Here is a 19,260-nt window from a genome sequence, read left to right on the forward strand (position 1 = left end):
GAGAGTACAGGGGACAGGACAGATTTCGGGTGGGGCTGAAGTCGTGGTGGCGCCGGTCTCGGAGCGCCACGGAGCAGCCGGCGTACGTCGTACCGCCGGCGCCGACCGAGCAGGACATCCGGGCTGCGCTCAACCAGGTGGCCGCGATGCTCACCGAGAACAACGCGCCGCCGGTGGTCGTCTCGCGCGTGCAGCGGATCGCGCGCACGATCAACCAGACGCTGCCGCGCCTGAGCCAGCTCGGGCTCGGCAGCGAGGAGAGCTACTCGGTCGTCGCGACGGCGACCGACTACCTCCCTGAGGCGCTGCAGTCCTACCTCCGGCTGCCCCGCGACTGGGCCGACACCCGGCCGATCGACGGCCCGAAGACCGCGCTGCTGGTGCTCATCGAGGCGCTCGAGCTGCTCGGCGTGACGATGGACCAGATCCTCGACGCCGCCAACCGCGCCGACGCGCAGGCGCTCATCGCCCACAGCCGCTTCCTCGACGCCAAGTTCGGCCACTCCTCCTCGGGCGGCCCCGACCTCACCCTGGGAACCCCATGACGACGCTCACCGAAGCCCTCGACGCCCTCGTCGCCGCGGCCCGCGCGGCCGGGCTCGACGAGGCGGCCGCCCGCGCCGAGGGCGAGGCGGTCGCCGCGACCGTCTCCGAGCGCTCCCGCGGCGCCTTCGTCGACTGGTGCGCGCAGACCGGGCGCGAGCGCTCCGCCGAGGAGCACATGCTCGCCGCCAAGCGAGGCAACCGCTTCCGCGCCGGCCCGACCCCGCTGATGGCCCAGCTGCTGCTGGAGAAGTCCGCCGCCTCGGCCGACTACGCCGGCGCCCTGGCCGACGTCGCCCTCGCCGGCTCGGCGCTCGGCGAGCCCGGTCCCGACGCGGTCGGCGCCGCCACCACGGTCACGACCGCCCAGCTCGGTGGGGGAGCGACCGGCCTGACCCCGTCCGCGAGCGCCCCCGGCGCCTTCGACCTGCCCACCCGGCAGCCCGTCCCGGGCCTGGGCGACCAGGTGCTCGACCAGGTACGCCGCGTGGGCGAGCAGGTGCGACGCCAGCTCGGTGCGCTCAACGACGCAGCCCCGCCGCTGCCGAGCCCCACGCTCACCTCGGACGCGCCGACGCCCGTGGACGCGTCGCAGCCCGCGGACGGCGTACAGACCCAGGCGGCGCAGCCGGAGACCCCGCCGGCCGAGGAGCCGAAGCCCGAGGAGCCCACGAAGACGGTCGAGGAGCTGCTCGCCGAGCTCGACGGCCTGATCGGCCTGGCCAACGTCAAGGGCGAGATCCACCGCCAGGCAGCGGTGCTGCGGGTCGAGGGCCTGCGCAAGAAGGCCGGCCTGGAGAGCCCGACGATCACCCGGCACCTCGTCTTCAACGGCAACCCCGGCACCGGCAAGACCACGGTCGCCCGCCTGGTCGCCGGGATCTACCGCGCGCTCGGCCTGCTCACCAAGGGCCAGCTGGTCGAGGTGGACCGCTCCGAGCTGGTGGCCGGATACCTCGGCCAGACCGCCGCCAAGACCGCCGAGGTGGTGAAGTCCGCCGAGGGCGGCGTGCTGTTCATCGACGAGGCCTACTCCCTCTCCGGCGACCAGTACGGCAAGGAAGCGATCGACACCCTGGTCAAGGAGATGGAGGACAAGCGCGAGGACCTCGTGGTCATCGTCGCCGGCTACCCGCTCCCCATGGCCATCTTCATCTCCGAGAACCCGGGCCTGGAGAGCCGGTTCCGGACCACGATCGACTTCGCCGACTACACCGACGACGAGCTGGCCGCGATCTTCGAGTCGATGGTCAAGGGCGCCGACTACGACGCCGGCGAGCCGGTGCTGGCGCGGCTGCGCGAGATCCTGGGCGCGGCCGAGCGCGGGCCGTCGTTCGGCAACGCGCGGTTCGTGCGCAACCTGATGGAGGCCGCGATCGGACGCCACGCCTGGCGCCTGCGCGACGTCGCCGAGCCCACGCTCGAGCAGCTGCGCGCCCTCGAGCCCGAGGACCTCGTGGTCGACCCGAACGACGAGGCCCCTGCCGAACCCGCGGCCGAGGGCGAGGTCGTCGCGCCCGCCGACGCTCCGCCCGCCGAGCCGGTCGACCCGTTCGGCGACGACGCCACGGTCGCCCGCAAGCCGAAGGACCCCCAGGCCGAGACCCCCGAGGAGGAGTCGTGAGCCAGACCGCCACCCCCGCGGCCGCCCCGCCGCCCGCCGCCGCACCCGTGCCGGCTGCGGCGGCGCCCGCCGTCGCGGGCCAGCCCGCGCCGTCGTACGTCGACACGCCGGCCCTCCTCAACCGCTGGCAGCTGATCGGCATGAGCGTGGCTGTCGTGTTCGGCATCGTCAGCGCGCTCGTGCAGTTCGTCGGCTGGCAGTCCGACGGGCGCGCTGCCGACGACACCGAGCAGCTGCTGCGGGTGCAGGAGGTCAAGACCTCGCTGCTGCGCGCCGACGCGCTCGCGACCAACGCCTTCCTCAAGGGCGGCCTCGAGGACCCCGCCCAACGCAAGGAGTACGACGCCGCGATCGACGGCGTGCTCCAGGACATCGCCGACGCGGCCGAGGCCCAGCCTGCCGACCGCAAGGCGCTCGCGGCGCTCAACGTCGAGGTCACCGACTACACCACCGGTGTCGCGCAGGGGCGCGACAACAACCGGCAGAACTTCCCGATCGGAGCGGAGTACCTCAACACGGCCAGCACCGAGCTGCGCGCGTCCGCCCTGCCGATCCTGGACGAGCTGATCAAGGCGAACCAGCAGCGCGCCGAGGACGCCATGAACGGTCAGCACCCGATCTGGCTGCTCCTCTTCGGTGTCGTGATCCTGGTGGCGCTGGTGTGGCTCAACCGCGAGCTCGCCCGGCACTTCCGACGGCGGATCAACAAGGGCCTCGCCGTCGCCGCTGTCATCGTCCTCGCGGTCACCCTCGTGACGGTGGCCGGCGCCTGGATCCGGGACAGCTCCAACGACAGCCTGCGCGACGGCGAGTTCGCGACCGCGGTCCACGAGGCCAACGCCCGCACCGCAGGCAACGACGCGAAGGCGTTCGAGAGCCTGCGGCTGATCAAGCGAGGCTCGGGCGCGATCAACGAGCCCAGGTGGGAGCTCGCCGCGAAGGCCGTGACTTCGTCAGGCACCCGCGAGTCGGGCGCCTGGGACGCCTACACCAAGGTGCACGAGGAGATCGTCAAGCTCGACGACGCCGGCGGTTGGGACAAGGCCCGCCAGCTGGCGATCGAGCAGAGTGGCAAGGCCTTCGAGCCGTTCGACACCGGGACGCGCGCGGCCGTCGAGAAGAACGGCACCACCGCGACCGACGACCTGCGCAGCGGCCGCTGGTTCGCCCTTCTGATGAGCGGGCTGACCCTGCTCCTCGGAGTGGCCGCCGCGCTGTCCGTGGCCCGAGGTATCGGCGAACGACGGAGGGAGTTCTCCTGATGAGGATTCGAGTCCTGGCGGCGACGTTCGCCGCGACGGCGGCTCTCCTGGCCGGCTGCGGCTACGACGCGACGCCGCTGCCGAAGCCGGAGGAGGCGGCGTCGTCGCCGACGCAGGCCGCGACGCCGGTCGAGTGCGACAACGCCACGCAGTCCTACGCGCCCAGCAACGACAAGGGCGCGGCTCTCAAGCAGCTGATCAACAAGGGGCGGCTGGTCGTCGGGGTGTCGGGTGACACCTACAAGATGGGGTTCACCGATCCGACAGACGGCGAGCTCAAGGGCTTCGACATCGCGTTCGCGCAGGAGATCGCCAAGGCGCTCGGGGTCGACCTCGAGCTCCGCGTCATCCTCGCCTCCGACCGGATCACGATGCTCGATGAGGGCAAGATCGACATGGTGGCGCGCAACATGACGGTCAACTGCGATCGCTGGACGCAGGTCGCCTTCTCCTCCGTCTACTACAACGCCACCCAGAAGGTCCTGGTCGGCAGCGACGAGGCCGACAAGTACACCGGTCCGGCGAGCCTGGCCGGCAAGCGGGTCTGCGCCCCGACGGCCACGACGAGCGTCGCCAACATCAAGAAGATCGAGCCCGACGTGATCGCGGTCGAGGCCGCCAACCACACCGGCTGCCTGATCAAGTTCCAAAACAGCGAGGTCGACGCCATCACCGGCGACGACACCGTCCTCGCGGGACTGGCCGCCCAGGATCCCTACACCGCTGTTCCGAAGCAGGAGAAGCTGACCGACGAGCCGTACGGCCTGGCGTTCAACAAGGACGACGTTGCTCTCGTGAGGTTCGCCAACTCCGTGCTCGACCAGATGCGCGCCGACGGCCGCTGGACCGGGATCTACGACGAGTGGCTCAAGCCCACCCTCAAGGTCGACGCCACGCCACCCGCCCCCGCCTACGGCCGGTGAGCGTGCAGGCCACCATGACCACCACGGCGCCCGTCGCCCCCGGCAAGCTGGGGGACGCGCTGGAGCCTGCCGCAATCCAGACCTACCTGGGCGAGCTCGACACCTGGTTGCGCGTACGACGCTCCGAGCTCGACGAGCTCGACCGAGCCGCCCTGGCCGTGGGTCGTGGGGGAGAGCTGGCGGGCGACATGTCGTTGGCGCTGGCGCTGTGGAAGGCGACGTCCGACCGTTACCAGCTGGTCTTCGCGACCTGGGACGGCGGGCGGGTGCTCCAGCAGGAGCGCGAGCGGATCTCGGCACTGATCTGGGGCCGGCTCGACGGAGCGACCGAGCTGCCCGGTGGGCTGGCGGTGTCGCTGCCCGAGGCCGGGCGGCTGTGCGACGCACTGACCGGTCAGCTGCGCAGCCGGCTGGCGCTGGTGCCGGGTGCCGACGAGCAGGCGGCGCGGATCCGGGAGCTGCGGGCGCAGCTGGAGCGGATCCGCGACCAGGTGGGGCTCGAGCCGGCGCTGACCCGCGACGCGGCCGTCAACCGGCTGGCCGAGCTGATGTCGCGGCTGGAGGGGATCACCGCGAAGGCCGAGCGCGGCGGCGACGCCGGGGGGATGCTCGGTCCGCTGGAGGTCGAGGCGACCACGTTCGAGCGCGACCTCATCGTCGGCAACGCCCGGCGCCGTGACGCCCGCGACCAGGTGATCTCCGCGCGCGAGCTGCGCACCGACCTCGAGGCGCGGGAGGCCGCGCTGCAGAAGCTGGCCGAGACCTGTGTGGCGACGGTCGACCCCGCGCCGAGGTACGCCGTCCCCGACGTCGACCTGCTCGGCCCGGTCCCGGTCACGCCCGACGCGATCGGGCCGTACCTCGAACGCCTCGACCGCGTCTCGCAGGCGCTCGAGGTCGCCCAGCACGCCTATGCGGCAGCACTCGACGAGCACACCCAGCTGGTCGCCCTGCTCGACGCGTACGTCGCCAAGGCGCGCGCGTCCGCGGTCGCCGACCACCCCGACCTCGTCGCGAGCGAGAAGTCCGCCCGCGACCTCCTCGAGCGCCGCCCGACCCCGATGGCGGTCGCGAAGCAGCTCGTCACGACGTACCAGACCTGGCTGATCAAGGAGACGAGCACATGAGCGCAGGCGCCTGCACCCAACCCGGTTGCACGGGCAACATCGTCGACGGCTACTGCGACGTGTGCGGCATGCCGGGGGCCTCGACCGGCTCGACCGCCGTGTCGTCGACGCCCGCCGCCGCCACGCCCATCGGGGACTCCGGCACGGTCAAGGCCCCGATCGCCGCAGCCGTGGCGGGCAACCCGGCCAGCGTCGCGGCGTCCACCTGCCAGCAGCCCGGCTGCACCGGCACCATCCTCGACGGCTACTGCGACGTCTGCGGCTCGCCCGCGGTCCCGGGCGCGAAGGTCGCGGAGGCGACCGCGCTGGCCGAGTCCCAGCCGCTCTCCGGACGCGAGGGCACCTCCGCCACCGCGGCCAGCCGGGTCCAGTCCGCGGCCATCGGCTCGAAGCGTGCCGGCGCGACGGGAAGCACGTCCACCCGACGCACGCGCACCGGCTCGCAGCGGATGCGTGCCGCGCGCATCGGCGCCGGGCTGACCGTCGTACCTCCCGCGCCGCCGGTCGACGCAGCCAAGGCGATCATGGCCAACCCGCAGGTGCCCGAGGACAAGCGCAGCTGCGCCAAGTGCGGCAACGCCGTCGGCCGCAGCATCGACGGAGCGCCCGGACGCAGCGAGGGCTTCTGCCCCAACTGCGGCCAGCAGTTCTCGTTCACGCCGAAGCTGAAGCAGGGCGACCTCGTCGCCGGCCAGTACGAGGTCGCGGGTGCGCTCGCCCACGGTGGCCTCGGGTGGATCTACCTCGCCCGCGACCGCAACGTCTCCAACAGGTGGGTCGTGCTCAAGGGCCTGCTCAACTCCGGCGACCCCGACGCGCTCGCCGCGGCGATCGCCGAGCAGCAGTTCCTCGCCCAGGTCGAGCACCCGCTGATCGTCGAGATCTACAACTTCGTCACGCACGAGGGTGCGGGCTACATCGTGATGGAGTACGTCGGCGGCAAGTCGCTCAAGCAGATCCTCAAGCAGCGCATGGTCGCCAACAACGGCGCCTACGACCCGCTGCCGGTCGACCAGGCCTTGGCCTACATCCTCGAGCTGCTGCCGGCGTTCCAGTACCTCCACGACCTCGGCCTGGTCTACTGCGACTTCAAGCCCGACAACATGATCCAGGTCGGCGACGCGATGAAGCTGATCGACCTCGGCGGCGTGCGACGCATCGACGACGAGGAGTCCGCGATCTACGGCACCGTCGGCTACCAGGCGCCGGAGGTGGCCGAGGTCGGGCCGTCGGTCGCGTCCGACATCTACACGATCGGCCGCACGCTCGTGGTGCTGTGCATGGAGTTCCGCGGCTACCAGGGCACCTACCTGCACAGCCTGCCGCCGGTCGACACGACACCGCTGTTCCAGGAGTACGACTCGCTCTACCAGCTGATCGCCAAGTGCTGCGCGCCCGACCCCGCCGACCGGTTCGCCTCGGTCGACGAGATGCGCACCCAGGTGCTGGGCGTGCTGCGCGAGGTGGTGGCCCGCACGCGGCAGGGCACGGCGACCACCTCGGCCGCATCCGTGCTCTTCGAGTCGCCCGCGACCGCCCGCCCGATCACCGAGTGGAGCCAGCTGCCGGACCTGCGCACCGACACCACCGACCCGCAGTACGGCTGGCTCAGCACGATCGGCGACGACGACCCGAAGCAGCGGCTCAAGGACCTCGAGTCCGCGCCGGAGGACACCGCGGAGGTGTGGCTGGCCCGCGCCCACGCGGCGCTCGCGCTGGGCGACCCGGTGCTGGCCCGGAACCACGCGCAGAGGCTGCTCACCGACGACCCGTGGGAGTGGCGGGCACTGTGGATCGAGGGGCTCGCCTCGGTGCAGGCCGGCGACTGGGAGACCGCGAAGGCGTCGTTCAACGCCGTCTACCAGCAGGTCCCCGGTGAGCTCGCGCCCAAGCTGGCGCTGGCGTTCGCCTGCGAGCGGGGTGGCCTGCCCGAGGTGGCCGAGGGCCTCTACCTCGTGTGCGCGTCGACCGACGCGGCCTACGTCCCTCCGGCGGCATTCGGGATGGCCCGGGTCCGTGCCGACCGGCACGACGTCCCCGCTGCCGTGGCCGCGCTCGACCTGGTGCCGACGACCAGCCGGGGCTACACGGAGAGCCGCCAGCAGCGGGCCGAGGTGCTGCTGTCGGGCAGCGCGCAGGACATCACCGTGCTCGACCAGGCGATGCGCACCATCGACTCCTCGAGCGTCGACCAGGCCACCCGGCAGCGGTTCACGGTGCGGATCCTCAACGAGGCGCTGCCCGTGGTCTCGGCCGGCAAGGTGCCCGCGGGCGCGCGGATCGGGGCCGTCGAGGCGACCGAGGCCGGCGTGCGCGACGGGATCGAGAACGCCCTGCGGCTGCTCGCCCGCGACGCCGTCGACCTCAAGGAGCGGGTCACCCTGGTCAACCAGGCCAACGCCGTCCGGAACTGGAGCCTCACGTGAACTGCCCCTCCTGCCAGGCAGCGCTGGCTCCCGGTGCCCGCTTCTGCGAGAACTGCGGTGCGCAGGTCGGTACGCCGGCCGCCGCCCCCGTTCCCGCCGCAGCGGCTGCGGTGGACCACCCGCTCGGGGACGCCCCGATCAGCGCCCCCACCCGCAAGCCGGCGGCCGCGCTGCCCGACCCGCCGGCCCCGGCCGGCCGGCGCCCCTGCACCGAGTGCGGGGGAGAGGTCGGCCCCGACCTCTACTGCCTCGAGTGCGGCACCAAGGCCCCCAGCGAGCGCGATCACTTCCAGGAGCAGCCGGCCCCCTGGGTCGCCGGCGTGTGCGACAAGGCGATCGGCAAGAACCGCAACGAGGACGCGATGGCGCTGCTGGCCGGCGCGCAGCCCGGTGGTCAGCCGGGCTCACGGGCGGTGCTGATCGTGATGGACGGGGTCTCGAACTCGATCGACTCCGACGTCGCGTCGCTGGCCGGAGCGCGGGCGGCTCGCGAGGTGCTGCGGATGCCGCTGCCGGCGGGGATGGGTACGCCGGAGAGCCGCGACGCCGCCGTACGCAAGGTCTTCACCGATGCCGCGGCCGCCGCCAACACCGCGATCGTGGCCGTCACCGACCCCGACTCGCCCAACCCCGCGTCGGCGACCTTCACGACCGCCGTCCTCGAAGGCCGGCGGATCACGTGGGCCAACATCGGCGACTCGCGCTCGTACTGGCTGCCCGACGACGGCACCCCCGTCCAGCTCACCGTCGACGACTCCGTCGCCCAGGCCCAGATCGCCTCCGGCGTGGCCCGTGAGGTCGCCGAGACCGGACCGCAGGCGCACGCCATCACCAAGTGGCTCGGCCGCGACTCGGAGGACCAGGTGCCCACCGTCGGCTCGCTCGAGGTCGACCGGAGCGGCTGGCTGCTGGCGTGCTCCGACGGCCTGTGGAATTACGCCTCCGAGCCGGAGGCGCTGGCCGCGCAGGTCCGAGCCGCCGCCACCAGTGACCCGCTGTCCCTCGCGCTCGCGCTGGTCGCGTTCGCGAACGGCGCCGGCGGGCACGACAACATCACCGCCGCGGTGGCCCGGGTCGACCTGACCCCGCCGCCCCCGCCGCCCCCGCCGCCCCCGCCGCCGCCACCGGCGGTCGGGCAGAATGACCAGACGCCGACCCCAGGAGGAGAGCCGAGCGATGGCTGAGTTCAGCGCCGCCGTCTACCAGAACGAGTTCCTGCCCGACGGCGGGACCGACGTCAACGCGATCGTGACGATCACCTGCAAGGGCGCCGGCACCGCCGGTCAGTCCGGAGCGGGCAGCGCGGGCGAGATCATCATCGTCGACACGTCCGGCTCGATGGGCCCGGCGACGATGGCCGCCGCCAAGGAGGGCGCCCAGGCCGCGCTCGCCGAGATCGTCGACGGCACCTACTTCGCCGTGATCGCCGGCGCCGACCGTGCGATGCTCGCCTACCCCCAGGTCTCCAGCGGACCGGGCATGGTCCCCATGGATGCGCGCACCCGCCACGAGGCGTCGCTCGCGATCGACCGCTTCGTGGGCAGCGGCGGTACGGCGATCAGCACCTGGCTCGACCTCGCCGGCCAGCTCTTCTCCTCGGTCAGCGCGGTCACCCAGCGCCACGTCCTTCTGCTCACCGACGGTGAGAACCGCGAGCGTCCCGGCCGCCTCGACGACGCGATCAACCGCGCCACCGGCTACTTCCAGGCCGACTGCCGCGGTGCCGGCACCGACTGGCAGGTCGCCGAGATCCGCCGGATCGCGCAGGCCCTGCTCGGCACCGTCGACATCATCCCGAGCCCGGCCGAGATGAAGGCCCAGTTCGAGGAGATCATGCGCAACGCCATGGCCCGCGGTGTCGCCGACGCGTCGCTGCGGGTGTGGACGCCGCAGGGCGCCGAGGTGCTGTTCGTGCGCCAGGTGTCGCCGACCGTCGAGGACCTGACCAGCCGTCGTACGCCGGTCAACCCCCTCACCGGCGACTACCCGACCGGCGCGTGGGCCGACGAGTCCCGCGACTACCACGTCGCGGTCCGGGTGCCGGCCAAGGCGATCGGCCAGGAGCAGCTCGCCGCCCGCGTCCAGCTCGCGATCGGCAGCGACGTCGTCGCCCAGGGACTGGTCAAGGCGACCTGGTCCAACAACTCCGAGCTGACCACCCGGATCGACCAGCAAGTCGCCCACTACACCGGCCAGGCCGAGCTCGCCCAAGCGATCCAGGAGGGCCTCGCGGCCAAGGCCGCCGGCGACGAGGCGACCGCGACCACCAAGCTCGGTCGTGCCGTGCAGCTCGCCGCCGAGACCGGCAACGACGAGGCCACCTCCAAGCTGCGCAAGGTCGTCGACGTCGACAACGAGGAGACCGGCACCGTCCGTCTCAAGCGCTCGGTCGAGAAGGCCGACGAGATGGCCCTCGACACCGCGTCCACCAAGACCACGCGGATCCGCAAGGAGCCGACAGCATGAGCACCTGCCCGTCCGGGCACGAGTCGACGTCGGACGACTACTGCGACGTCTGCGGCCTGCCGATCCCGGCGGGCGGTGGTACGCCGGCCCCGGACGGGGCGGGGGCGCCGGCCGCGGTCGAGGAGCCGACCCCTCCGGCGGCTCCTGCCGCTCCCTCGACCGCCGAGTGTCCCAACTGCCAGGCGGCCAACCCGCCGAACGCGCTGTTCTGCGAGGCCTGCGGCTACGACTTCACCACCGGCTCGATGCCGCGCCCGGTCACGCCCTCCGTGCTCGACCTCGGCGTGCCCACGCCGGCCGCCGGCACCGACGACGCCGGCACGGCAGACGCCAGGAAGCCCGCCACCCCGGACGCCTCGATCGCGCCGCCGCTCGCCGACGCGTGGGTGGCCGAGGTCTGGATCGACCCCGACTGGTACGCCGACCAGGAGTCGACCGACCCGCTCCCGTCCGCGGGCGTGCCGACCGTCGTACCCCTCAAGACGACGTCGATCCTCGTCGGCCGCACGTCCCGCAGCCGAGGGATCCATCCCGACATCGACCTCGCCACCGACAACGGCATCAGCCGGCGACACTGCCAGCTCACCACCGACGGCAGCCGCTGGTGGGTCGAGGACCTCGGCTCCTCCAACGGCACCTACCTCGGCTCGGCCGTCGGCCCCCTGCCCAAGGACCCGGTGCCGGCGGGGGAGAAGCGCGAGATCGCCCCGGACGCACGGGTCTACCTCGGCGCCTGGACCCGGATCGTGATCCGGCGGGCCCAGCCCGGCGAGGTGTGAGTCCTTCACCCGGTAGGTTCGGCGCCAGCATCGCGTGCGGGTGACGGACTGCGTCACGCATGGAGGTGCCGGACCAGGAAGGCGATGATCATGACGATCACGTCGACTTCCTCGTTCCTCGCCGATGGCTGAGGCACGAGAGCACGCCAGGCTGGTCGCCTGGCACCGCGAGATGGAGAGCGCGCACGCCCGGCTGCGGCGTGCGCTCGAGGTCACCCGGTAGGCACTCGCCGCGGGTGTCGAGGTACCCGCGGCCGAGCAGGGCCTGCTGCTGTACTGCCACGGCTTGTGCACGGCGCTCGACGGCCACCACCGGGCCGAGGACGACGGCCTGTTCCCGGCCCTGCTCGCCCAGCGGCCCGAGCTGGTCGAGGTCCTCGCCGGCCTCGACCTGCCGCTCGACGTACCCGAGGGACTGGGTCCCCTGTGAGCCCGGATTCTGCGAGCATGCGTCCATGGCGATCAAGGACCAGGTCATCCTCATCACCGGCGGCGCGCGTGGCATCGGGTTCGAGACCGCGAAGGCGCTGGCGGCCAAGGGCGCCCGGCTGGCCCTGACCGACCTGGACGCACCGGCGCTGGCCGACGCGGTCACCGCGATCGGCGCGGATCGGTGCGAGGGGATCGTGGCCGACGTGTGCGACCTGGCCGCCATGGAGGCAGCGGTCGCGACCACGCTGGAGCGGTTCGGCCGGATCGACACCGTGCTCGCCAACGCCGGCATCGCCAGCTACGGCTCGGTGATGGCGATCGACCCGGCCGCGTTCCAGCGCACGATCGACATCAACATCGTCGGCGTCTTCAACACCGCCCGCGCCTCGGTGCCGGCGCTCGCGGAGACCAAGGGCTACCTGCTGGTGGTCTCGTCGCTGGCCGCCTTCGCCGCGGCGCCCGGCCTGGCGGCGTACAACGCCAGCAAGGCCGGGGTGGAGCACTTCGCCAACGCGCTGCGGCTCGAGGTCGCGCACCAGGGGATCGCGGTCGGCTCGGCGCACATGTCGTGGATCGACACCCCGCTGGTGCAGGACGCCAAGAGCGACCTGCCGACCTTCCAGGAGCTGTTGAGCAAGCTGCCGCCGCCGCTGAACCGGACCACCGGTGTCGAGGCCTGCGTCAAGGCGTTCGTCAAGGGCGTCGAGAAGCGCTCGCGGCACGTCTACTGCCCGGGCTGGGTGCGCGGTGCCGGACTGAACCGCAACGTGATCAACTCCGCCGCCGGCAACCGGCCGATCCTCAAGCTGGTTCCGGACCTGCTGCCGCGGATGGACGCCGAGGTGCGGGCGCTCGGTCGCTCGACCAGCGCGCGCAACATCGCCAACGACGAGCGCAGGGCCCGCGAGGAGGGTTGAGCAGCGGAGGGGGCGCGGGGATCGGACGCTCGGGTGAGTCAGTTTTCTCGTCCAAGCGCCAGTTTCACCGGCCGGCCGGTGAAACTGGCTCAGCGGCGGGTCGCGATCAGCGCCGACGCGTCCGGCGCGACCATCACCTCGACGGTGGTGAACCGCTCGTCGGTCAGCCACTCCTCGCGCAGCGTGTCGACCCGGCCTCCGGTGATCGGCGGCCACATCTCGCACGGGACGAAGTCGTCGAGCACCACGATGCCGCCCGGCTCGACCAGGTCGGCGATCTTGTCGACCCCGACGGCCGACGGGTCGCCGGAGTCGAGGAACAGCAGCGAGAACGGCCCCTTGTCCATCAGCGTGGACCAGTCCGCCTCGAGGACGTCGACCAGCGGGTCGTCGTCGAAGATCTCGATCGCGGCCGCCGCCAGCTTGGGGTTCAGCTCGGCGGTGAGGATCCGCGCCTTGTCGTTGCGTACGCCGGAGCGCAGCCAGGCGGTGCCGACGCCGCAACCGGTGCCGAACTCGGCCATCGTCCCCTCGCGGGTCGCGGCGAGCGCCGCGAGCAGTCGGCCGGTCTCGTTGCGGCAGAACGAGACGTAGCCCGCACGCCGGGACACGTCGAACGCGCGGTGGACCACGTCAGGAAGCTCGGGGGGCGCGCTCATGTCTTGAGTTTCACCCCTGCGATCAAGGAGCGGGACGCCGGTCTCGGATCGTGGTCCGGGCTGCCGCCGTTGCTGCGGGCCGTCCCATCGGCATCACCTGTATCCCCGGATGTCCGGCGATCCATGCAGCAGACCGCCCGCATGCTGGACGAAACAGGGACAGCGGCGGTCCGGCTCCTCTACAGTCGTCCCATCATGCGGAGCGCTCTTCTCGTAATCGTGCGCCGCGGCGAGGCCTGAGAGAGGCCACCTCGCCGCGGTGATTGCGGCGTTCCCGATACCGCGTCGGGCTTCTCGATCAAACCGAAGAAGTCCTGACGCGTCTCCGATCCGCACCGCGGCGGGGCCACCGGCCGGCAACGCGTGATCCGTACCCCCGTCGTAGTCGAGCTCCCGTGAGACCCACGAGCTGACGCCCCACCCGCCGTGGTGGGAGACGCGCAGGACAGCACTCGTCCAGCACCGTCCTCAGCACCTTCAGCTCTCACGGAGACCCAGCGATGTTCACCACCTCGACCCGCCCCGGCGCCCAGTACCGCGACTCCCGCGAGTGGGGCCCCGCCAAGCACGACCCGGAGCACCCCTTCCACCTCGCCCAGCTCGACACGCCCGCGGGGACTGACCTGCGAGACGGTGACGCCGGGCTCCCCGACGACAACTAGGTTTTCCTCCCATGACCGACTCCTCCGCTGCAGCCCCCGTCACCACCGGCCAGGTCGCCCTGGGCGTCATCCCCGGTGACGGGATCGGCCCCGAGGTGACCGCCGAGGCCCTCAAGGTCCTCGAGGTCGCGGCGCCGGCCGACCTGAAGTTCGCGCAGACCCAGTACGACCTCGGTGCCGAGCGCTACCTGCGCACCGGCGAGGTGCTGCCCGACAGCGTGCTCGAGGAGATCCGCAACCAGGACGCCCTGCTGCTGGGCGCGGTCGGCGGCAAGCCCAACGACCCGAACCTGCCCCCGGGCATCCTCGAGCGCGGCCTGCTGCTCAAGCTGCGCTTCGAGCTCGACCACTACGTCAACCTGCGCCCCTCGCGCATCTACCCGGGCGCTGCTCGACTTGGCTCCCCGCTGTCCGACGAGGTGCTGGGCAAGGGCGAGGTCGACTTCGTGGTCGTCCGCGAGGGCACCGAGGGCCCCTACACCGGCAACGGCGGCGCCCTGCGCGTCGGTACGCCGGCCGAGGTCGCCACCGAGGTGTCGGTCAACACGGCCTACGGCGTCGAGCGGGTCATCCGCGACGCCTTCGAGCGCGCCCGAAAGCGGCCCCGCAAGAAGCTCACCCTCGTCCACAAGACCAACGTGCTCGTCCACGCGGGCCAGGTCTGGTGGCGGCTGTTCCAGCAGGTGGCCGAGGAGTACCCGGACGTCACCACCGACTACAGCCACATCGACGCGGTGATGATCTACCTGACCACCGACCCGCAGCGCTTCGACGTCATCGTCACCGACAACCTGTTCGGCGACATCGTCACCGACCTCGCCGCCGCGATCAGCGGAGGCATCGGCCTGGCCGCGTCCGGCAACGTGAACCCGGATCGCACCTCGCCCTCCATGTTCGAGCCCGTGCACGGCTCGGCACCCGACATCGCGGGGCAGCTGATCGCCGACCCCACCGCCGCGATCCTCTCCGGCGCGCTCCTGCTCGACCACCTCGGCCACCCCGAGGCGGCGGCCCGCATCGAGGCGGCGGTGCTCGCCGACCTCGAGGCGCGCGAGCCGGGCCAGCAGCGTCGTACGCCCGAGGTGGGCGACGCGATCGCGGCGCGAGTAGCCGGCTGAGTCCGCGCCGGGGCACATCGCCCCAGACGCGGGCAGACGGCCCACTCCCGACCCGCGTTAACGAGGACTAACCTGATGACCATGCAGATCACCACCACGCTCTCTGCGACCCCGACCGACGACGCCCGCCTGGCCGAGATCCTGGCCAACCCGGGCTTCGGGGTGCACTTCTCCGACCACATGTTCACCGTCGAGTGGACGCCGGAGCAGGGCTGGTACGACGCCCGCATCACGCCGTACGGCCCGATCACGCTCGACCCCGCGGCCGCCGTCCTGCACTACGCGCAGGAGACGTTCGAGGGGATGAAGGCCTACCGCCACCACGGTGCCGACGGGGACTCGCTGTGGCTGTTCCGGCCCGAGGCCAACGCCGAGCGGATGAAGCGCTCCAGCCACCGCCTCGCGCTGCCGGTGCTCGAGGTGCCGGACTTCATCCAGGCCGTCGAGGAGCTGGTGAAGGTCGACGCGCGGTGGGTGCCGGGGAACCCCGACGGCGGCGAGAAGAGCCTCTACCTGCGCCCGTTCATGTTCGCCTCGGAGAAGTTCCTCGGCGTGCGCCCGGCCCAGCACGTCACCTTCATGGTGATCGCGAGCCCGGCCGGTGCCTACTTCAAGGGCGGCATCAAGCCGGTCACCCTGTGGCTGACCGAGGAGTACACCCGCGCCGGCCGTGGCGGCATGGGCGCGGCCAAGACCGGCGGCAACTACGCCTCGTCGCTGGTCGCGCAGCAGGAGGCCTACGCCCAGGGCTGCGACCAGGTCGTCTTCCTCGACGCCCAGGAGGGCAGGTACGTCGAGGAGCTCGGCGGGATGAACATGTACTTCGTCTTCGACGACGGCTCGATCGTCACCCCGGAGACCGGCACCATCCTCGAGGGCATCACCCGCTCCTCGATCATCGAGCTGGCCGGCAAGATGGGCCACCAGGTCACCGAGCGCAAGTTCGGCATCGACGAGTGGCGCGAGGGCGTCGCCAGCGGCCGGATCACCGAGATCTTCGCCTGCGGCACCGCCGCCGTGGTCACCCCCGTCGGCTCGCTGAAGTACACCGGCGGCGAGACCCCGGCACCCGCCAGCCAGGACCTGACCATGCGGATCCGCGAGGCGCTCGTCGGCGTCCAGCTCGGCCGAGCCGAGGACACCTTCGGCTGGATGCGCCGCATCGACTGAGGTTCGCCGCGAGCCGGGTGGGTGCGGGCGACCTGCCGGTCACTGCCCGCCACCCGGCTCGCGGAGGAAGCGCCCGACCGCTGCGGCCACGGCGGCGGCGTGACTGACCGCGAGGCCGTGGTCGGCCCCGGCGACCACCACGTCGGCAGCGTCCGGGAACCACGCGAGCACCTGGCGTCGTACGGCGGCCCACCAGGGGCCGCTCGCGTCGCCACCGACGTGCAGGACCGGGCAGCGGACCCGGGCCGCGTCGACGGCGGTGAACGTCCACGCGAGCAGGGCGGGCAGGTCGGCGCCGAGGAAGGTCGCTGCGTCTCGACGCACCTGGGCGCGGGCGTCCGGGACGACCGGCTCCAGCGCTGCCCACCACTCCGGCGGCGCCTGCATCGCGAGGAAGGCGTCGAGCGCGGCCTCCACCCCCTGCTCCCGGCGGAGCTCGAGCAGGTCCGAGACCACCTCCAGGAACGCGGCCCGGTGCTCGCTCACGCTCGGTGGCGGCTCGAGCAGCACCAGGCTCGCGACCCGGTCCGGGTGGGCCGCCGCGAGATCGAGCGCGACGGCGGCGGAGTAGGAGTAGCCCAGCACGTGCGCCCGGTCGAGGCCGAGCTCGTCGAGCAGGACCACGCAGTCGTCGGCATCGGTCGCGATCGACGGCACGGGGTGCGGCGGCGGACTGCCGGCGTACCCCCGTCGGTGCAGGACCAGGCGGCGGTGGCCGGCGAGGTCGGGCTGCAGCGCGAGCGGGAGCAGCTCGTCGGCGGTCAGCCCCGTCTGGACCATCAGCAGCGGGACGCCGTCACCGAGGTCGTGCACCTCCAGCGAGGGAGCCATGGCCCATGGTGGCACGCGATACTGGCTGGCATGGCCCACCCGATCATGTTCCGCGACGACGATCCCGGCCTGGTCGAGCTGCGTGCCATCTGTCTCGCGCTGCCGGGCGCCGAGGAGCGGGTCAGCCACGGCCGGCCGACCTTCCGGGCCGGCAGGATCTTCGCCGCCTTCGGAGGCAGCGAGAAGATCAGGCGGGGGAGCACCGGATGGTGCCGAGCGCCTTCATCTTCACCCCCGACGCCGTCGACCTGCCGGCCCTCGACGAGGACCCGAGGTTCTTCGTGCCTGCCTACTACGGCCCGTACGGCGGCCGGGCGATCGACCTCGCCGACCCCGACGTGGACTGGGCCGAGATCGCCGAGCTGGCCGACGCGTCGTACCGCCGCGTCGCCCCGAAGCGCCTGGTCGCGGAGCTCGACGCCCGTGGTCGGGCGTAGCGACCGGTGTGCCCGGGCCTGATCCGGTGCCCGGCTGGGTAGCCTCTGGCTGTGACCCTCCGCCCGGACAGCAGCGCGCCCACGCACGTGGGGCGCTACACGCTGCTCACCAAGCTCGGCGAGGGTGGGATGGGCATCGTGCACCTGGCGCAGGGTCCCGACGGGCAGCGCGTCGCGCTCAAGGTGCTGCGCCCGCAGGTCGTGGGTGACCAGGAGGCTCGCAACCGGCTGGCGCGCGAGGTCGGCTCGCTGACCCGGGTGCGCAGCCCCTGGGTCGCGGAGATGCTCGACGCCGACCCGTGGGCCGAGGTGCCCTACGTCGTCACCCGCTACGTCCCGGGATTCTCCCTGCACGAGCACGTCGCGACCGAGGGCCCGGTCGCCGGCCGCGACCTGCTCTGGCTCGCCGGCTGCCTCGCGGAGGGGATCGCCGCGGTGCACGGGTCAGGCGTCCTGCACCGTGACGTGAAGCCGGGCAACGTGCTGATGGAGGGCCGCACCCCGATCCTCATCGACTTCGGGCTCGCGCGCGTCGCCGACGACGTCCGGCTGACCCAGACCGGCTGGCTGCTGGGCACGCCCGGGTACCTCGCTCCCGAGATCCTGTACGGGGACGAGGCGACCCCGGCCGCCGACGTGCACGCGTGGGCGGCCACGGTCGCCTACGCCGCGAGCGGGCGCCCGCCGTACGGACGCGGTCCCTCGATGGCCGTCATGGATCGCACCCGTCGTGGCCAGCACGACCTCGCAGGCATCGAGAGCCCGCTGGCCGAGGTGCTCGCCGCCGCCCTCGACCCCGACCCGCTCGAGCGGCCGCTGCTCGAGGAGCTGCTCGCCTGGCTGCGCCCGCTCAGCACCCGGCCCGAGCTGCCTCCCGCGCCCCCGCCCGGCGCGTTGTTCACCCCGTCGGGCCCCGTCCCCGACGACTTCACGCTCCCGTTGGCGCTCGCCGCGCACGGCGGCGCACCCGTGCCGCCCGGGCCGGACACCCCGCCCACGGTGCCGGAGCCGGCCGCGCCCGGCACCCAGGTCCTGCCCACCCAGGCGGCACCGGCCGCCGCGCCCGTACCTCCGCCCGCGCCGCCGCCGCCGGCCGCGGCGATGGCGCGGATGGAGGAGCAGTTCGACCAGGCCTGGGACCTCGAGCAGGCGTTCGTCGCACAGCCGAAGCCCCCGCTCGCCGAGCGACTGCGCCGCTGGACGGCGGTCGGGCTCGGTGCCGTCGCGCTCGGGGCAGGCTTCGCCGCCGCACCGTGGGTCGCCACCGCCGTGGTCGTGCTCGCCGTGTGGCTGCTGCGCGCCGGCTCCCTGGCGGCGTCGGCGGTCGCCAGTCGTCGTACGGTCCGCGGCGTCAAGTGGTACGACGGCCTGCGCTGGGTCACGACCAGTCCGTGGCACCTCCTGCGGGCCGTGACCGGCACGGTCGTGCTCGTGTCCTGGAGCGCCGGGCTCGGCGTGGCCGCGGGCCTGCTGGCCTACGCGCTGGCGCTCGACGTACCGACCACGTTGCTGGCCGGCGGCGCGACCCTCGGCGTCGCGCTGTGGTCCGGGCCGGGCAGCAGCAGGTTCCGTTCGCCGCTCTCGCGGGTGCTCGCCCCGCTCGCGCGCCGGCCGGTGCCGTGGTTGCTGACCTGCGCGCTGGTGCTCGCTGTCGCGGCCGGCCTGGGCGTGCTCGTCGCCGGCAACGGAGTCGCGTGGTTCCCCTGGACCACGGGCCCCTTCGACCTGTGAGCCCGTGGACTCCGAGCCGGGCGAGCGGGCATCCGTGGCACACTGACCTCGTGAGCACCATCACCACGATCATTAGTTAGCGCGTCCGACGCCCGTCGGACGCGCCAGCCTCTCGTTGTCGGGAGGCTTTTGTTTTGCCCAGGTGACACCCAG

At 72.6% G+C, this 19,260-nt stretch carries 18 protein-coding genes; 16 read left to right on the plus strand and 2 right to left on the minus strand.

What is annotated here, in order from left to right:
- Positions 1–29: 29 nt before the first annotated feature.
- The 11 genes from BJ958_RS00790 to BJ958_RS00840 all read left to right on the plus strand — a co-directional run bounded on the left by BJ958_RS00790 (position 30) and on the right by BJ958_RS00840 (position 12,499).
- On the plus strand, positions 30–545 hold the full coding sequence (locus BJ958_RS00790) for a hypothetical protein (RefSeq protein WP_179724672.1): 516 nt from the start codon (positions 30–32) through the stop codon (positions 543–545).
- The gene (locus tag BJ958_RS28330; RefSeq protein ID WP_179724674.1) at positions 542–2,167 is read left to right on the plus strand and encodes an AAA family ATPase; all 1,626 of its coding nucleotides are present in this window, start codon (positions 542–544) and stop codon (positions 2,165–2,167) included. Before BJ958_RS00790 ends, BJ958_RS28330 begins: the two co-directional genes overlap by 4 nt.
- Entirely contained in the window at positions 2,164–3,429 is a 1,266-nt protein-coding gene (locus tag BJ958_RS00800) for a hypothetical protein (RefSeq protein WP_179724675.1), read from the plus strand. The genes BJ958_RS28330 and BJ958_RS00800 overlap by 4 nt, the downstream gene beginning before the upstream one ends.
- Positions 3,429–4,352, plus strand: a complete 924-nt coding sequence (locus BJ958_RS00805) for a glutamate ABC transporter substrate-binding protein (protein WP_179724677.1) — start codon at positions 3,429–3,431, stop codon at positions 4,350–4,352. Before BJ958_RS00800 ends, BJ958_RS00805 begins: the two co-directional genes overlap by 1 nt.
- Positions 4,349–5,479: a hypothetical protein gene (locus tag BJ958_RS00810; RefSeq protein WP_179724679.1), complete on the plus strand. Its 1,131-nt coding sequence runs from the start codon at positions 4,349–4,351 to the stop codon at positions 5,477–5,479. The genes BJ958_RS00805 and BJ958_RS00810 overlap by 4 nt, the downstream gene beginning before the upstream one ends.
- Positions 5,476–7,905: a serine/threonine-protein kinase gene (locus BJ958_RS00815; protein ID WP_179724681.1), complete on the plus strand. Its 2,430-nt coding sequence runs from the start codon at positions 5,476–5,478 to the stop codon at positions 7,903–7,905. The genes BJ958_RS00810 and BJ958_RS00815 overlap by 4 nt, the downstream gene beginning before the upstream one ends.
- Complete coding sequence (locus BJ958_RS00820; protein ID WP_179724683.1) at positions 7,902–9,089, plus strand: zinc-ribbon domain-containing protein; 1,188 nt, start codon at positions 7,902–7,904, stop codon at positions 9,087–9,089. Before BJ958_RS00815 ends, BJ958_RS00820 begins: the two co-directional genes overlap by 4 nt.
- On the plus strand, positions 9,082–10,371 hold the full coding sequence (locus BJ958_RS00825; protein ID WP_179724684.1) for a vWA domain-containing protein: 1,290 nt from the start codon (positions 9,082–9,084) through the stop codon (positions 10,369–10,371). The genes BJ958_RS00820 and BJ958_RS00825 overlap by 8 nt, the downstream gene beginning before the upstream one ends.
- A complete protein-coding gene (locus BJ958_RS00830) occupies positions 10,368–11,150 on the plus strand; it encodes a double zinc ribbon and FHA domain-containing protein (protein WP_179724686.1) in 783 nt (260 codons plus the stop codon). The genes BJ958_RS00825 and BJ958_RS00830 overlap by 4 nt, the downstream gene beginning before the upstream one ends.
- A gap of 286 nt (positions 11,151–11,436) precedes the next feature.
- Positions 11,437–11,580 carry a hypothetical protein gene (locus BJ958_RS00835; RefSeq protein ID WP_179724688.1) on the plus strand — a complete coding sequence of 48 codons (144 nt, stop codon included), beginning with the start codon at positions 11,437–11,439 and terminating at the stop codon, positions 11,578–11,580.
- 25 nt (positions 11,581–11,605) lie between these two features.
- The gene (locus BJ958_RS00840) at positions 11,606–12,499 is read left to right on the plus strand and encodes an SDR family oxidoreductase (RefSeq protein WP_179724690.1); all 894 of its coding nucleotides are present in this window, start codon (positions 11,606–11,608) and stop codon (positions 12,497–12,499) included.
- A gap of 89 nt (positions 12,500–12,588) precedes the next feature.
- On the opposite strand, the gene BJ958_RS00845 is transcribed toward BJ958_RS00840, so the two are convergent.
- The gene (locus BJ958_RS00845; protein WP_179724692.1) at positions 12,589–13,158 is read right to left on the minus strand and encodes an O-methyltransferase; all 570 of its coding nucleotides are present in this window, start codon (positions 13,156–13,158) and stop codon (positions 12,589–12,591) included.
- A 500-nt stretch (positions 13,159–13,658) separates the two neighbouring features.
- On the opposite strand from BJ958_RS00845, the gene BJ958_RS00850 reads away from it, so the two are divergent.
- From BJ958_RS00850 to BJ958_RS00860, 3 genes are all read left to right on the plus strand, one after another.
- Positions 13,659–13,820 (plus strand): hypothetical protein, encoded by a 162-nt coding sequence (locus BJ958_RS00850; RefSeq protein ID WP_179724694.1) that lies wholly within the window; start codon positions 13,659–13,661, stop codon positions 13,818–13,820.
- An 11-nt stretch (positions 13,821–13,831) separates the two neighbouring features.
- Positions 13,832–14,938 carry a 3-isopropylmalate dehydrogenase gene (locus BJ958_RS00855; protein ID WP_179724696.1) on the plus strand — a complete coding sequence of 369 codons (1,107 nt, stop codon included), beginning with the start codon at positions 13,832–13,834 and terminating at the stop codon, positions 14,936–14,938.
- 81 nt (positions 14,939–15,019) lie between these two features.
- The gene (locus tag BJ958_RS00860) at positions 15,020–16,108 is read left to right on the plus strand and encodes a branched-chain amino acid aminotransferase (RefSeq protein WP_246319135.1); all 1,089 of its coding nucleotides are present in this window, start codon (positions 15,020–15,022) and stop codon (positions 16,106–16,108) included.
- 39 nt (positions 16,109–16,147) lie between these two features.
- Here the strand turns inward: BJ958_RS00860 and BJ958_RS00865 are convergent, their stop codons facing one another.
- Positions 16,148–16,939 carry an alpha/beta fold hydrolase gene (locus BJ958_RS00865; RefSeq protein ID WP_179724700.1) on the minus strand — a complete coding sequence of 264 codons (792 nt, stop codon included), beginning with the start codon at positions 16,937–16,939 and terminating at the stop codon, positions 16,148–16,150.
- Between the two features lie 206 nt (positions 16,940–17,145).
- Between BJ958_RS00865 and BJ958_RS27280 the strand changes: the two genes are divergently transcribed.
- Both BJ958_RS27280 and BJ958_RS00875 read left to right on the plus strand, forming a co-directional pair.
- Positions 17,146–17,376 carry a hypothetical protein gene (locus BJ958_RS27280; protein ID WP_218865524.1) on the plus strand — a complete coding sequence of 77 codons (231 nt, stop codon included), beginning with the start codon at positions 17,146–17,148 and terminating at the stop codon, positions 17,374–17,376.
- Between the two features lie 51 nt (positions 17,377–17,427).
- Positions 17,428–19,107 (plus strand): protein kinase domain-containing protein, encoded by a 1,680-nt coding sequence (locus BJ958_RS00875; protein ID WP_179724702.1) that lies wholly within the window; start codon positions 17,428–17,430, stop codon positions 19,105–19,107.
- Positions 19,108–19,260 lie beyond the last annotated feature (153 nt).

Origin of the sequence: Nocardioides kongjuensis (assembly GCF_013409625.1) — a bacterium.
GTDB lineage: Bacteria > Actinomycetota > Actinomycetes > Propionibacteriales > Nocardioidaceae > Nocardioides > Nocardioides kongjuensis.